The organism is Actinoplanes siamensis, assembly GCF_016862395.1.
Classification (GTDB): Bacteria; Actinomycetota; Actinomycetes; order Mycobacteriales; family Micromonosporaceae; genus Actinoplanes; species Actinoplanes siamensis.
On the sequence record NZ_BOMW01000028.1, the window covers coordinates 15,910 to 30,225 of the forward strand.

Below are 14,316 nucleotides of genomic sequence, written 5' to 3' on the forward strand. Positions count from 1 at the left end.
CTGCTCCTCTCCGAGCAGCCGGGAAACACAGCGGACAGCTCACGACTGCTCCTCTCCGAGCCGCAGCACCGTGCCGAGGCGCAGGCGGCGGTTCGCGACGTTCTCCAGGGCGAGCGCGACGATCACGGCGAGCACCGCGAGCGCCAGGACACCGCCGGCCAGCCACGGGTCCAGACTGGTGCCGGCGGACACGCCGGCGGTGAACCCGCCCAGGTCCAGCGCCGGGCCGATCAGCGCGGGCAGCGCGAACCCGGCCAGGCCGCCGGCGACCACCGCCACCGCGATCAGCGGGACCAGCTCGAAGACCAGCAGGCGGCGGCCCTGCCCGGGGGACAGGCCCATGGTGCGCAGCCGGGACAACGTACGGCCCCGCGCCGGCGCCCCGGTCAGCACGGCGAGTGCCACCGCCGTCAGCGACAGCACCGCGGCCGCGATCATCCCGGCGACGAAGGTGAAGCTCAGCGCCCCGTCGACGCCGCGGTTCTCCAGCGCCGAGCGGTACGAGTCCCGGGTCAGCACGCTCGCCGGCACGGCCAACTGATGGTCCTCGACGACCCGCCCGGTCGCCCGCCTGAGTTGCTCGCGCTGCCCGGCGTCGGCGGCCTTGCGGATCTGCGCCACGTCGAACCCGGCGCCGTCGACCAGGATCCGGTTCGGCTGGACCGGCTGGTAGTCCGGGATCGGCATGGCCTGCTGCGGCAGCACCAGGAAGTCGCGGGTCCCGACGGGCAGGCCCGGTACCTGGCCGGTCACCTCGGCGACGGTGAACTTGTAGCTGCGGCCCAGCACCTCTACCGATCCGCCGGCGCCGATCTGCCCGGCCAGGTGCGGCGAGACGACCGCGGGCACCGGCCCGCCGGTCCCCCGGGCGCCGGTGAGCACCGCCGGAAAATCGAGCCCGGCGGTGGCCGCGTCGACCACCATCGTCTGGCCCTGCAGGATGTTGACGCTCGCCTCGCCGCGGATGGTGGCACCGGACGCGAGCAGCATCGGGGTGGCCTTGCGCACGTGCGGCAGCGCGGCGATCTGGCGCGCGGTCTCCGGGGTGAAGTAGAAACCGCTGACCACGGCGTCGGCCGGCACCGCCAACTCCGCGGCCCGGTCCCGGGAGGCGCCGATCGTGCTGGTCACGGTGCCGGTGAACAGGCCTGTCGCGATCGCCACGACCAGCACGGCCAGCGGCCCGGAGTGCAGCGGGGCGCGCCCGGCGCCGCTGAGGCCGAGGAAGGCGATCGCGCCGCGCGCGCGGGCGGCCAGCCGCCCGGCCCAGCGCAGCGGGACCGGCACCGCGCGCAACGCGACGACCGAGGCGGCCAGGGCGAAAAGAACAGGAACGCCGATGAGGTACGGATCCACGCCCGCCCCGGCGTCCAGTCCGCGCAGCCGGACCAGGTAGATCCCGCCGGCGGCGAGCAGCACCAGGAAACCCTCGGCGGTGAGCCGGCGCGGTGACGGGCGCAGCGCGGCGACGTCCGAGCGGTGCCCGGAGAACGCCGGATGCCGGGCGACGAGGGCCGCGGAGACCGGCGCGGCCAGCACCGCGAGCAGCGCGACGCCGCCGATCAGCACCGGCTCGAAGTGGTCGGCCCGCCCGGGGGTGAGCATCCCGCCCAGCCAGCCGATCGCGACCGCTGCCGGAACCACGACGAGAACTTCCTGGAAAGTCCGGGCGGCCACCGCCCGGACCGCGCCACCACGCGCCCGGAGCAGGGCGAACTCGGGTCGCCGCCGGTCGGTCATCAGCCGCGCGGCGAGCAGGATCAGCCCGGCGGCGGTGGCCAGGATGCCTGCCTGCACCACGGCGAGCAGCGACCGTACCGCATGGACCTGCCTGTCGAACTCGGCGAGCGTGCTGTCCACACTGCTCTGGACGGTGGTCTTCTCCGGTGGGGTGCGCCGCGCCTCGGCCACTGCCCTGGTGAGCGCCGGGACCTGGTCGGCGGTGATCCGGTTCTCGTCCAGGCGATACCGCCACCGGTCGGTCAGGTCGTTGATCAGGCTTCCGGCGGCCCGAGCGCCCTCCTGGTCGGTGAGCAGCACCGCCTCCTCGCGCAGGCCGTCCAGCGGGTCGGGGCAGCCACCCTTGGCCAGTTGCTGGTCGGACCAGATCGGGTCGGCCGGGTTCACCGGGGCGAACACGCCGGCCACGCGTATCGGCGCGCTCCCCCAGCGGGCGTTCATCGCCAGCCGGTCGCCGACCTTGAGCCGGAGCGCCTGGGCCGCGTCCTCGCTGACCATCGCCTCGGTGATCTGCGCGGACTCGGGGGCCCGCCCGGCGACGACCCTGATCGCCGCGGCGGTGGCCGGCTGGTATCGCAGCACCGCCACGTCGGGGCAGGAGCGCGGCGCGGCGCCGGCCGGCAGGATCCCGGCCTGGCCGGTCTCGGCGATGTACCAGGCGCCGCTGATCAGGCCGGGCAGCGGCCCGGGCAGCTCCTGCCGGATCGTCGGGACCCGGCCGGCCCCGGTCGCGGAGCTGATCTCGCCGAGCACGTGCACACCGGAGAAGGTGAGGTCGCGGTTGGCGGCGGCCAGCCGGCGGATGTCGCCGCGCAGGCCGTCGTCGGTGCGACCGTTGGCCAGCCGGGCCGGCCCGGAGACCAGGAACGCGGTCAGCCCGCCGAGCACCGCCAGCAGCAGGAGTTGCCCGGAGAAGGCACGGACACGACGCAGGACGATCACCGGTCCTCCCCCAGGCGCAGACGGGACGCCGGCAGCCGGCGCGTGGCGGAGACCGCGGTGATCGCGCTGACCGCGAGGGCGGTCACCACCAGCAGGGCCGCGCTGCCCAGCGTCCGTCCCCAGAGGACCTGCAGGACCGCGTCGGGGATCGGGCGGCCGGCCGCCGGGGTGAGCACCAGCAGCGGGGCCATCGCGGCGGCGACCAGCAGGCCGACACCGAGGCCGGCGAGCGCGCCCAGCCCGGCCAGCAGCGCCTGCTCGACGACCAGCGAACTGGCCAGCAGCCGGGGGCCGGCGCCCAGGGTGTGCAGCACCGCGAGCTCGACGGCGCGGTGCCGGGCGGTGGCCCGGGCGTCGGCGGCGATCCCGGCCACGGCGAGCAGCATCGCGCCCAGCGCCGCGCCGAAGAGCGCGAACCGGGCGACGTCGCCGAGCGGGTCGCTGCCGGACGCCAGCTCGCGCCGGTCCAGGACCTGCAGGCCGGTGAGGTCGGCGACGCCCTCCGGGTGTCCGCCGATCCACCACTCGCCGGCGTCGCGGACCGCGCCGAGGTCCCAGAAGAGCCAGTTGTCCAGGGCGGTCCGGTCGGCCAGGATCGTGGTGGCCCGGGTGCTGCCGGGCACCCGGGCGACGGTGGCGACCACCACGACCCGGATCGAGTCCCCGCCGACGGAGAGCGTGGTGACGTTGCTGAGCGCGTCCCGGGTCGCCTTGGTGATCGCGACCGGCACCGGGGGCGGCGGCTCCTTGCCGCTGACCGTGAGCCGGCCGAGGAACGTGTAGGCGCCGTCGGGTGCGGGCAGCACCGTCGGCCCGCCCTGGTCGCGGGCTCGCCAGTCGTCGCCCTGGCCGGTGATCCGCCAGCGCACCGGCTCCTGGGCCGTCGACTCGACGACGAAACCGAGCAGCCCGGCGCCGCCGGCCGGGAACGACAGGGGTTTGCCGGCGTCGGTCCCGCCGAGGTCGACGCGGCGCCCGCCGACGAAGACCGCTGTGGTGCGCGCCGGTCCGGAGCTGGTGATCCGCCCCGCTCGCAAAGTGGTGGCCGGTGGCGGGCCGGCCGCCGTGGACAGCGTGGCGAGCAGCCGGCCGGGCGGCCCGCCGGTGGCGTCGCCGCGGGCCTGGACCACCCCGGCGGCGGCCGTGGTGTCCAGGGCGATCAGCTCGGCCGGGTCACGGCCGGCGATCAGCGGCACGGAGTCGCGCCAGGCCGGCGCCACGGCCCGCACGCCGGGGAGCGCGGCGAGCTGCTCGCCCCGGCCGGGCGGGGCGATCCCGCCGGTCTCCACCAGCCGCAGGTCCGCGCCCACCTGCTGGACCGCCTGGTCGGCCCGGGACTGCTGGGCGGTGGCGGCCAGGCACCAGGAGACGGTGGCCGCGGCGACCGCGAGGGCCAGCATCACCATCGGGCCGGCGTGCGCCCGGCGGCCGGCCTGCCAGGTGCCGAGCAGCGCGGCGCGGGCCCGCCCGCGGCCGAGCCGGGCCGCGGTGAGCCGGGCGACCGGCGGCAGCAGCCGGATGGCCAGGACCGCGCCGGTCAGCACGCCCAGGGTGGGCGCGGCGGCGAGCAGCGGGTCGATCCCCAGGCCGCCGGCGCCGGTGGGCGTCGAGTACTGCCGCAGCTGCAGCCAGGCGAGGGCGGCCACGGCGACCACGACCAGGTCCAGCCCGGCCCGGCGCAGCATCGGCAGGCGTTTGCGGCCGGCCGTCTCGGCCACGTAGGTGCCGCCGCGGCGCAGCGCCGGAGCGGTCAGGGCGAGTACGCCACCGAGCGCGACCAGGGCGGCGACCAGCCAGACGCCGGCGTCCAGCGCCACCCCGGAGTACCTGCGTCCCAGCAGGGCGACGGCCAGCGGCGGGCCGATCAGCGCGGCCGGCAGCACCAGCGCCGCCGCTTCGACGCCGGCCAGGCCGGCCAGCTGGCGGCGGGACGCGCCGCGGGCGCGCAGCAGCGCGGTCTCGCTCCGGCGGGACTCGGCGAGCAGCACGGCGACCAGCGACAGCGCGTAGCCGCCGAGGACGACGACCAGCAGCATCGGGGTGACCAGTGTGGACCGGCGGACCAGGTCGGCACGGGTGAGGCGGTCGGCCAGCTCCGGCAGCCCGGTGTTCACCGTCGCCGACGCGCCGAGGCCCGAGGTGCGCGGCAGGCTCGCCTTGGTCGCGGCGGCGTTTTCCGCGGTACGGCGGATCGAGTCCAGAGTCGGATCGGCCAGATCCGGTTCGGCCAGCCAGCCGCCCGACGCCCCGACGAAGAACGCCGGGTCGGTGCCCACGATCGGTCCGTAGGTGGCGGTCTGCGGCAGGTGACCGGCCGCCACGTCCGGGGTGAGCAGCCAGTACGGGTCGGCCGGGTCCCGTGGCCGCCACACGCCGGCCACCGTGCGGGCCAGCACCTTGCCGGTACGCCGGTCCTCCAGCCGCAGCACCTGTCCGCTGGACAGCCCGAGGGCGGTGGCGGCCGGCTGGGCGAGGGCGACCTGCCGCGGCCCGGTGGGCCAGGCGCCGGACACCAGCTCGGCGTGCTGGTCGAGGCCGTCGAGCCGGACCAGGGAGGCGTAGACGACGCCGGAGGAGTCGGGCACCGCGGTGCCGGCGGCGCCGCGCACCGCCCACCCGGAGCCGTAGCGGGCCGCGCTGACCCGGGCCGGGGCGTAGGCGTCGCGCACGGCCTCGTCCCGGGCCTGCGCGTCCTTGTCCAGGGCGCCGCGGACCAGCACCGATCGCTCGTCCGGGCGGGCGGCGCCGACCGCGGCCCGGAGCCCCTCGCCAGCCGAGACGGCAGCGTACGCGGTCAGCCCGGTGAGCAGGAGCATCGCGGCGATCATGACCGCGACCGCCGCGGCGAGCAGTCCCCGGGCTGCCGCCGCACGCCGGATGATCAGCGCCATGGGCGCCCCGGTTCGAGCATGCGGCGGATCTTGCCAGACGGGAACGTCCTTCGGGTACCCGCACCCGGGCTCCGCCCGGGTTTGACCCGCTACACCGTTTTTCCCATCAGCACTCGCCCACCCAGCACCCTCGTCGGCTGGTCGCCATGGGTCTCTCAGGGCCTCGGCGACACCCATGACTGCCGGCCGGGAAGTGGGACCGCCGGTACGAATTATCAGGGGAGGCCCATTCGCCCATTCGGACATAATTGCGTGGAGAGAGGATGGTGTTTTCCCATTTTGCTCCGCAAACGTGGGGCTGCGATTTCACGGGGGAATGCGACGGGACAGGGTTCACGGCGTACCGACGCAATCGCGGCAGAACCACAGCGGACCGGAACGGAGAAACGGCCGGGGGCCGCATCCGTGGCGGACGCGGCCCCCGGCCGGAGCGGGACAACCCTGTTCAGTTCTTCTTCCACGAGCCCGGACCGCCCCCGTACGAGCCGGGACCGCCGCCATGCGGGCCCGAACCGCCCCCGTACGAGCCCGGACCGCCCCCATACGGGCCCGAACCGCCCCCGTACGAGCCCGAACCGCCCCCATACGGGCCCGAACCGCCCCCATACGGGCCCGAACCGCCCCCATACGGGCCCGGACCGCCCCCGTACGGGCCGCCGTGGAAGTCCTGGCCGTAGTCCACCTTCAGCAGCCAGCCACGCCGGAGGTCCGCCCGGAGCGGGACGCAGTCGAAGTCGATCCACTGCTTACGGAACGCGCCGCGCTCGCCTTCCAGATGGCATGCGCCCAGGGTGCGGTAGAAGCCGACCACCGGGGAGTGCGACCAGTCCTCGGTGGCCGGGGCGGCGCCGGACGGCGCGCCCGGGATCGCGGCGGAGGTGGACGAGGCGGCGGCCGGGCCGGCGCCGACGACCAGGCCCGCGGCGACCGCCAGACCGGACATCGCGTACCCGCGAATCGCCTTCTTCATGGGATCACCTTTTCCTTATAAAGGTAATTACGGATAAACCGATCATATGGATCGCGTGACTGTCGGCCGGGCGACACACGAACACGATCAGGTGACCCCGTACTCCCATTCGGCTTCGGCGACTCTTGATCAGCCGACCATTGCCGCGGCTCATTACGCATTCACCGGAACGCCGGGCCCGGCGGCGGGCCGGGCGCGCGAATCAGACCGCGATCGTCGCGCGGACACCGGGCCGCAAGTAGACCGCCCAGGTGACCAGCACGCACAGGGCGTAGAAGCCGATGAACCCGAGATATGCCGCGTCCGCGTCCCGGTAGGTCAGGAACGACTGCCGGAACGCCAGGTTGACCAGCACGCCGCCGACCGCCCCGATCGCCCCGGCGATGCCGATCACCGCGCCGGAGATCCGGCGCGCCTGGTGCCCGTCGGCGCCGTACTTCCCCTTGAAGATCGCCGGGATCATCTTGTACGTCGACCCGTTGCCCAGCCCACTGAGGACGAACAGGCTGATGAACCCGGCGATGTACAGCGGCAGCGACTGTTGCTGCGCGGCCACCAGGACCACGCCCGCGCCCAGCCCCATCGCGATGAAGTTCACGAACGTCACCCGCGCCCCGCCCAGCCGGTCGGCCAGCGCCCCGCCCACCGGCCGGACCAGCGAGCCGAGCAGTGGCCCGAGAAAGGTGAGATAGGCGGCCTTGATCGGGGTGTCGAACTGGCCGGCGAACTGCACCTGCAGCACCTGGCCGAACGCGAACCCGAACCCGATGAACGAGCCGAACGTGCCGATGTAGAGCAGCGACATCACCCAGGTGTGCCCCTCCCGCACGGCGTCGCGCATGCCGCGCCTCTCGTTACGGGCCTGGCTGAGGTTGTCCATCCCGATCGCCGAGCCCAGCGTGGCCAGCACGATCAGCGGGAGGTAGACGCCGGCCACGATCCCGGGGTGGCCGGCCCCGGACACGGCGAGCACGAACAGGCCGACCAGTTGCACCGCGGCGACGCCGATGTTGCCGCCGCCGGCGTTGATGCCCAGCGCCCAGCCCTTGTAACGGTCCGGGAAGAAGGCGTTGATGTTCGCCATCGAGGAGGCGAAGTTCCCGCCGCCCACGCCGGCCGTGGCCGCCAGCAGCACCAGCGTCGTGAACGAGACGCCCGGCTCAATCATGAACGCCGCCAGGATCGACGGGACGAGCAGCAGGGACGCGCTGACGATGGTCCAGTTCCGGCCCCCGAAACGGGCGACGGCGAAGGTGTACGGGATCCGCAGCCCCGCCCCGACCAGCGTGGGAACGGCAGTGAGCAGGAACTTCTGTGCCGGGTCGAATCCGTACTGCGGGCCCAGGAAGAGCACCGTCACCGACCACAGCGACCACACCGAGAAGCCGATGTGCTCGGAGAAGATCGAGAAGATCAGGTTGCGCCTGGCGATCCGGGCGCCACCGTTGGCCCAGAACACCGGGTCCTCGGGATTCCAGTCGTCGATCCAGCGACCCGTGAGCGAAGCGGAGGAAGGACGCTCGACGGCGGCAGTTCTCATGTCACTCTCCCAGAACGATCTGACCGTCGTCGGCCCGGACCGGGTAGACGGCGATCGGGGGTTGGCCGGACTGGGAGCACCCGGTGGAGAGGTCCCAGGAGAACAGGTGCAGGGGGCAGACCACCACGGAGTTGTCGATCTGCCCGTCCGCCAGCGGGCCGCCCTTGTGCGGACAGACCGCCGAGACCGCGCGCAGGGAGCCGTCGCGGAGGCGGAAGACGGCGATCATGTCGTCCCCGACGGCGTAGGCGCGTCCCTCGCCGAGGGGGATGTCGGAAAGTGGGCCGAGAACGGTCAGGGTCTTCATGAGCGCACCGGGACCTGAGGGAGGACGGTCAAGGGAAGGGAGGTACGGAACTGGCCGGGCGTGGCCGGTTCGGCACGCTCCTTCCAGGGATCCCGGTAGGCCTGCACGGCCTCCTCGACGGCGGCGTCCAGGGCGGCGGCGATACCGTCCACGTCGTCGACGACGATCTCCCGGATCCGGTCGATACCGACCCGCGGAACGAACGCGTACGTCCGCTCCAGCCAGTTCGCGTTCTCCCGGTAGTACTGCAGGAACCGGCCGGTCAGCCGGATCACCTCGTCGGCCGAGCCGACCGTGGTGAGCAGGTCGCCCTTGCGGATGTGCGCCCCGGCCGCCCCGCCGACGTAGATCTCCCACTTGCCGCCGTCGATGGCCACCACCCCGAGGTCCTTGACGTACGCCTCGGCGCAGTTGCGCGGGCACCCGGTGACGGCGAGCTTCATCTTCCCGGGCCCTTCCAGGCCCTGGTACCGCTCCTCGATCGCGATGCCCAGCGCGGTGGAGTCGCCCACGCCGAACCGGCAGAAGTCCGAGCCGACGCAGGTCTTCACGGTGCGGAAGCTCTTGGCGTACGCGTACCCGGACGGCATGCCCAGGTCCGCCCACATCGCCGGCAGCTGCTCCTTCGGCACGCCGAGCAGGTCGATCCGCTGGCCGCCGGTCAGCTTCACCATCGGGACCCGGTACTTCTCGGCCACCTCGGCGATCCGCTTCAGCTCCGCCGGGGTGGTGACGCCGCCCTTCATCTGCGGGACCACCGAGAAGCTGCCGTCCTTCTGGATGTTGCCGTGGACGCGGTCGTTGATGAACCGGGCGTCGCGCTCGTCGACGTAGTCCGCGCCCCACATCATCTTCAGCAGCGAGGCCAGGCCCATCTTGCTTTTGGCGTCCTCCGCGCCGCCGGGAACCAGCGTCGCGAAGACCGACGAGACGCTGGTGAGACGATGTTTCCGGATCGCCGCCATGAGCTCCGGCTTCGGCATCGGGACGCCGGGGACGTACCAGGAAGCGGCCGGATCCTCCTCGGCGGCCCCGCCGTTGGCCCACTCGACGATCCGCTGCACGAGCGGCTTGCAGGTGCCGCAGCCCTTGCCCGCACGGGTCTTGTCCATGACCCCGCCGACCGTCGCGCAGCCACCGGCCACCGCCCCGCAGACGGCGCCCTTGCTGACCCCGTTGCAGTTGCAGACCTGGGTGTCGTCAGGCATCTGTTCGGGCGAGGCCTCGACCGCTCCCCCGATGTCGAAGATCAGCTCGGAGCGCTCCTCGGGAAGCGCCGTGCCCCGGTCGAAGTGCCGGATCAGCGAGGCCGCCTTGCTGTTGTCCCCCACCAGGGTCGCGCCGACCAGCACGTCGTCCCGGATGATCAGCTGCTTGTAGACGCCCTTCTTGGGCTCGTTGTAGACGATCACCTCGTCCTCGTCGTGCTCCGGCGCGATCAGGCCCATCGAGGCGACGTCGATCCCGGCGACCTTGAGCTTGGTGTGCAGCTTCGAGCCGGTGTAGGCGACCCCGGCCGTGCCGGTGATGTGGTCGGCGAGCACCCTCGCCTGCTCCCACAGCGGCCCCACCAGGCCGTACAGGTTGCCGCGGTGCTGCGCGCACTCGCCGACCGAGTAGATGTCCTCGTGGCCTCGCACCCGCATCTGGTCGTCGACCACGATGCCGCGCTCGACCGGCAGCCCGCTGTCCGCCACCATCCCGGTGTTCGGCCGGATACCGGCGGCGATCACCACCACGTCGCACTCGACGACCGTGCCGTCGGCGAGCGTGACCCCGGTGACCCGGTCCTTGCCGAGGATCTCGGTGGTCATCGCGTTGGTGATCACCTTGATCCCGAGCTTGCCCTCGACGCTGGCCTGCAGCATCTGGCCCGCCTTCGGGTCGAGCTGACGCTCCATCAGATGCCCCATGGCGTGCAGCAGGGTCACGTGGCTGACGTGGTTCTGCAGGCCGCGGGCCGCCTCCAGGCCGAGCAGGCCGCCGCCGATCACGACCGCCCGTTCGTGGTCCCGGGCGTACCGGATCATCCCGCGGGTGTCGTCGAGCGTGCGGAAGGCGAAGACGCCCTGGTGGTAGCCGCGCTTCGGGTGGTGGATCCCTTTGATCGGCGGCGTCCACGAGTAACTGCCGGTCGCGATGATCAGCTTGTCGTACGGCGTCGCGTTGCCCTCGGCGTCGTAGACGGCCTTGCCCGCGGCGTCGATCCGCTCGATCCGGGTGCCGGTGTTCAGGGTGATCCCGTTCTCCCGGTACCAGGCCAGGTCGTTGAGGAAGATGCCCTCCTCGGTCTCCACCCCGGCGAGCAGGTTGGACAACATGATCCGGTTGTAGTTGCCGTACGGCTCGTCACCGAACATGGTCACGGAGAAGCACCCGTTGCGGGCGAGGATCTCCTCGACCGTGCGGGCCCCCGCCATGCCGTTGCCGATGACGACAAGCTTTTGAGTCACTGCACTCGGTCCCTTCTTCTCCGGTGCGGTCACTCTGTCGGCGCGTCGTTAACCCGGAAGACCACTTACGGTGACGCTGTTGTTCGGAAATCCCTACAACCGGCCGGCCGTCGTTGTGAGGGCTCCGGGCGTACTCCATCCGCGTTCGTGCGGGCCTCAGACGTACTCCGCGCGGCCCGTCGCCGGGGCGGTGACCGCGGCGTCGAAGCGGCTCAGCACCAGGTCGGCGATCGCGGCGTCGTGGCACAGCGGGGGCGTCACGAAGTCCGCGCCGGCATCCCGCAGCGAGCGGTAGAACAGACCTTCGGCCAGCAGGTACGCGGCGATCGCGACGCGCTTCGCGCCCTCGGCCCGGAACTGGGCGACGACGTCCGGCACCCGCGGCCCGGCGCCGGAGACGTAACCGACACGGACCCGCGGCGCGCCGCCCGATCGCGCCAGCCGGGACGCGACACCCGCCACGTCCGCGCGCCAGCCCGGGTCCGAGGAGCCCGCCGCGGCCAGGACGACCGCGTCGGCGGGCGGCAGGGCGCGGGTCAGGATCTCCAGCAGCACGGGGTCCGGCCCCAGCGGCGCGGTCACCGGGATCCCGGTGCCGGCCACCGCCTCGGCGATGTCCACCCGCACGTGATATCCACAGGACAGCAGCAGCGGCACCACGACGGCGTCCGGCGCGGTGGGCACCACCGCGGCGACCTTCGGCTCCTGCACGTCGACGTAGCACAGCCGCACGTCGGCGCCGGGCCGCCGCCGCGCCACCGAGGCGGCGAGTTCCCGCAGCTGGCGGCGTCCGGCGGCGGAGCGTGTCCCGTGGGCGACAGCGATCAGAGTGGGCACGGACTCCTCCAGGATCACAAGATTGATGTCGTACGCCGTGGCGGGTAGCGGCCGCCGCACCCGCCGAGGGCGCCGCCCGATCAGGAGGCCTCGTCCACCCTGAGCCGGTAGCCGCGTTTGATGACCGTCTCGATGTGCCCGCCGGAGCCGAGCGCCGCCCGCAACCGGGCCACCGCCACGTCCACGGCGTGCCCGTCGTTGCCCCGCGGCAGCGCCGCCGCCAGCTGCTCCTTGGAGACCACCGCGCCGGGCCGGCGGGCCAGCGCCGACAGGATCGCCATCGCGACCGGCGCCAGCGCGTGCGGCGCTCCGTCGATCAGGACGGCGTGACCTCGTACCTCCAGGGTCGAACCCGCGACCCGCAGCCGGAGCGCGCGCCGCGGCAGCTCGTCGGTCACCAGCTTGATCAGCGCCCCGAGCCGGAACCGCTCCGGCGTCACCACCGGAACGTCCCGCTCGATCAGCGGCGCCGCGGTCACCGGTCCCACGCAGGCGGCCAGCGTGCCGCCCCGGAAGGCGCCCTCGACGTCCGCGCGCGCGTCCCCGGCGACCCGCAGGAAGGCCTTGACCGCCGGCGCGCTGGTGAACGTCACCGCGTCGATCTGACCGGCGGCCACCTGCTCGGTGAGCCGGCGTACCGGGGTCACGTCCGGCGGCAGCGCCCACCGGTAGACCGGCACCTCGACCACCGCGGCCCCGGCGGCCCGCAGCGCGTTCACGAAACCGGTCTGCGGCTCGCCGTGCTCCTGCACGACGATCCGCCGGCCAGCCACCCCGTCCGCCAGCAGCCGCTCGAGCACCTCCTCGGAGGCCTCGGTCCGGGCCGCCCAGTCCTCGGAGAGCCCGGCCGCCCGGATCGCCCCGCACGGCTTCGGTCCGCGGGCGATGATCTTCGCCCCGTTCAGCGAGGCGCGCAGACTGTCGCCCAGTCCCCACCCCTCGGCCGCCTCCAGCCAGCCCCGGAACCCGAAGCCGGTGGTGGCCACCACGAGATGCGGCTCCAGCCCGATGCAGGCCTCGGTGGCCGCGCGCAGCGCCTCGTCGTCGATCAGCGGCACGATCGTGATCGCCGGTGCGCTGACCACCCGCGCGCCGCGCCGCTCCAGCAGCGCGGTCATCTCCCCGCGGCGTCGCTCCGCGGTGACCGCCACGGTGAAGCCGGCCAGTGCGCCCTCGGTCATCGGCCCTCCCGTCCTGTGCGCTGTTTCCGCTGCAAGACTCCTAAGACCTGATTTCCGGAACGGTAGGCGGATGTTTCCGGGGTGATAACGCCGACTCACTTACCGCACGAACCCGCTTGTGAACAGCCGCTCACACCGCCCGCGGATCATCCGGCCTCTCGAACAGCGACCCGGTCACGCCGAGGATCCCGCGCACCTCGTTGATCAGGTGGAACGCCGCGATCCGGCCGTCGAGCAGGCCGATCCGGTAGTCCGCGCCGACCTCCGGGTCCTCGGCGATCTGCGGGTCGCGTTGCCCGGCGGCCCCGTCCACCCGTCCGGCGTTGTAGGCCACCAGCGCGTCGTCCATCGATCCCACTCCCCATCAGGCATACGTCGGGCGTCAATCTCGCACGCCCCGCGCCGCCGCATCCACCGCCCTTCGGCCGTGATCACTCCACCCACCGGCCGGTCCCCGTGGTCCGCCTGTCACCCGCACACCGGCAACCGAGCTGAAACCGTCCCGCACCCGAGCGACCTCCATCACCCGGCTGACTCTCCGCCACACCTCTCTTGACACACCGGCTGGACACCAGAAGCCTCGCGGGCACGCCGACACACCTCTGGTTGCCGGCCATCAGCCGCCGGTCGGCGCTGTGCGGGGTTCTGGCTGGTCAGCGGGTGGTCCAGGTGGCCAGGACCGCGCCGGAGGATTCGGTCACCTGGATCTGGGTGTCGCCGGTGGTGGGTGGACGGAACGGGATTCGCCAGGTCTGGGTGACGCCGACGTGCAGGGTGAAGGCGACCGGTGGGATCGCGCCGGCGGCCGGCGGCGTGTCGTCCGGACCGGCCGTGTGACGGAGGCGGACGAGGGCCGGGCCGAATTCGTAGGTGCCGCGGAGGACGTGGACGGTGACCCGGACGATGTACTGATCGGCGGCGGCCACGGATCTGGCGACGGTGATGCGGGCGGCGAGGTCCCGGGTGCGGATGTCCTGACCGGAACCGATCGGGCGCGGTCCGCGCAGCCGCGGGGCCGGGGACGCCACGATCGACCGGGACGGAAGCCCTCGGCCGGCCGGAATCGCACTGCCGGCCGCGGCGGTCTCCCCCGGCGCGATGCGGCTGCCCACCACGGGGCGGGCCAGGTTGGCGGGGGTGTGCGGCGCGGCCGGCCGCGGCGCTGCCGGCGGTTCCGAGCCGCAGCCCGCGGTGAATCCTCCGATCAGCGCGGCGAACAGCAATATCGCTCGGCGCATGCATTCCATCAAACCTCGACGATCCGGTTCCGCAACTCCCCGAAACGGGGGAGGCTTCCCGGAATCCGGTGCTGACCAGCGGATACAGTCGCTCCGATGTCGACATGCCGACTGTGGAAAAAGCCGCACAAGCCGCCTATGCACCAGCCGGACGAGCACGCGGGGAGGCGCCGGAAACCCGGCGAACCAGGCGATAAGAGGTCCAGGCGGCGTCCCC

The 14,316-nt window shown here is 73.2% G+C and carries 10 protein-coding genes; all 10 read right to left on the bottom strand.

The features are described from left to right. Window positions 1-39 precede the first annotated feature (39 nt). Entirely contained in the window at window positions 40-2,682 is a 2,643-nt protein-coding gene (locus tag Asi03nite_RS15435) for an ABC transporter permease (RefSeq protein WP_203680397.1), read from the bottom strand. Next, the gene (locus Asi03nite_RS15440) at window positions 2,679-5,573 is read right to left on the bottom strand and encodes an FtsX-like permease family protein (RefSeq protein WP_203680398.1); all 2,895 of its coding nucleotides are present in this window, start codon (window positions 5,571-5,573) and stop codon (window positions 2,679-2,681) included. Before Asi03nite_RS15440 ends, Asi03nite_RS15435 begins: the two co-directional genes overlap by 4 nt. Before the next feature lie 445 nt (window positions 5,574-6,018). Further along, window positions 6,019-6,543, bottom strand: a complete 525-nt coding sequence (locus Asi03nite_RS15445; protein ID WP_203680399.1) for a hypothetical protein — start codon at window positions 6,541-6,543, stop codon at window positions 6,019-6,021. Between the two features lie 202 nt (window positions 6,544-6,745). Beyond that, on the bottom strand, window positions 6,746-8,083 hold the full coding sequence (locus Asi03nite_RS15450; protein ID WP_203680400.1) for a nitrate/nitrite transporter: 1,338 nt from the start codon (window positions 8,081-8,083) through the stop codon (window positions 6,746-6,748). Between the two features lies 1 nt (window position 8,084). After that, on the bottom strand, window positions 8,085-8,390 hold the full coding sequence (locus Asi03nite_RS15455; protein WP_203680401.1) for a Rieske (2Fe-2S) protein: 306 nt from the start codon (window positions 8,388-8,390) through the stop codon (window positions 8,085-8,087). Further along, window positions 8,387-10,843: a nitrite reductase large subunit NirB gene (gene nirB / locus Asi03nite_RS15460; RefSeq protein ID WP_203680402.1), complete on the bottom strand. Its 2,457-nt coding sequence runs from the start codon at window positions 10,841-10,843 to the stop codon at window positions 8,387-8,389. Before nirB ends, Asi03nite_RS15455 begins: the two co-directional genes overlap by 4 nt. Before the next feature lie 156 nt (window positions 10,844-10,999). Beyond that, the gene (locus Asi03nite_RS15465) at window positions 11,000-11,680 is read right to left on the bottom strand and encodes a sirohydrochlorin chelatase (protein WP_203680404.1); all 681 of its coding nucleotides are present in this window, start codon (window positions 11,678-11,680) and stop codon (window positions 11,000-11,002) included. A gap of 80 nt (window positions 11,681-11,760) precedes the next feature. Continuing rightward, on the bottom strand, window positions 11,761-12,861 hold the full coding sequence (locus tag Asi03nite_RS15470) for a uroporphyrinogen-III synthase (RefSeq protein ID WP_203680405.1): 1,101 nt from the start codon (window positions 12,859-12,861) through the stop codon (window positions 11,761-11,763). A gap of 130 nt (window positions 12,862-12,991) precedes the next feature. Next, on the bottom strand, window positions 12,992-13,210 hold the full coding sequence (locus Asi03nite_RS15475; protein WP_203680406.1) for a hypothetical protein: 219 nt from the start codon (window positions 13,208-13,210) through the stop codon (window positions 12,992-12,994). A 304-nt stretch (window positions 13,211-13,514) separates the two neighbouring features. After that, window positions 13,515-14,099 carry a hypothetical protein gene (locus Asi03nite_RS15480; protein ID WP_203680407.1) on the bottom strand — a complete coding sequence of 195 codons (585 nt, stop codon included), beginning with the start codon at window positions 14,097-14,099 and terminating at the stop codon, window positions 13,515-13,517. Window positions 14,100-14,316: the final 217 nt, after the last annotated feature.

Coding starts and splice junctions, on each gene's coding strand:
- Asi03nite_RS15440 (WP_203680398.1), bottom strand. CDS start 5,573: ATGGCGCTGATCATCCGGCGTGCGGCGGCAGCCCGGGGACTGCTCGCC.
- Asi03nite_RS15445 (WP_203680399.1), bottom strand. CDS start 6,543: ATGAAGAAGGCGATTCGCGGGTACGCGATGTCCGGTCTGGCGGTCGCC.
- Asi03nite_RS15450 (WP_203680400.1), bottom strand. CDS start 8,083: ATGAGAACTGCCGCCGTCGAGCGTCCTTCCTCCGCTTCGCTCACGGGT.
- Asi03nite_RS15455 (WP_203680401.1), bottom strand. CDS start 8,390: ATGAAGACCCTGACCGTTCTCGGCCCACTTTCCGACATCCCCCTCGGC.
- Asi03nite_RS15470 (WP_203680405.1), bottom strand. CDS start 12,861: ATGACCGAGGGCGCACTGGCCGGCTTCACCGTGGCGGTCACCGCGGAG.
- Asi03nite_RS15475 (WP_203680406.1), bottom strand. CDS start 13,210: ATGGACGACGCGCTGGTGGCCTACAACGCCGGACGGGTGGACGGGGCC.
- Asi03nite_RS15480 (WP_203680407.1), bottom strand. CDS start 14,099: ATGCGCCGAGCGATATTGCTGTTCGCCGCGCTGATCGGAGGATTCACC.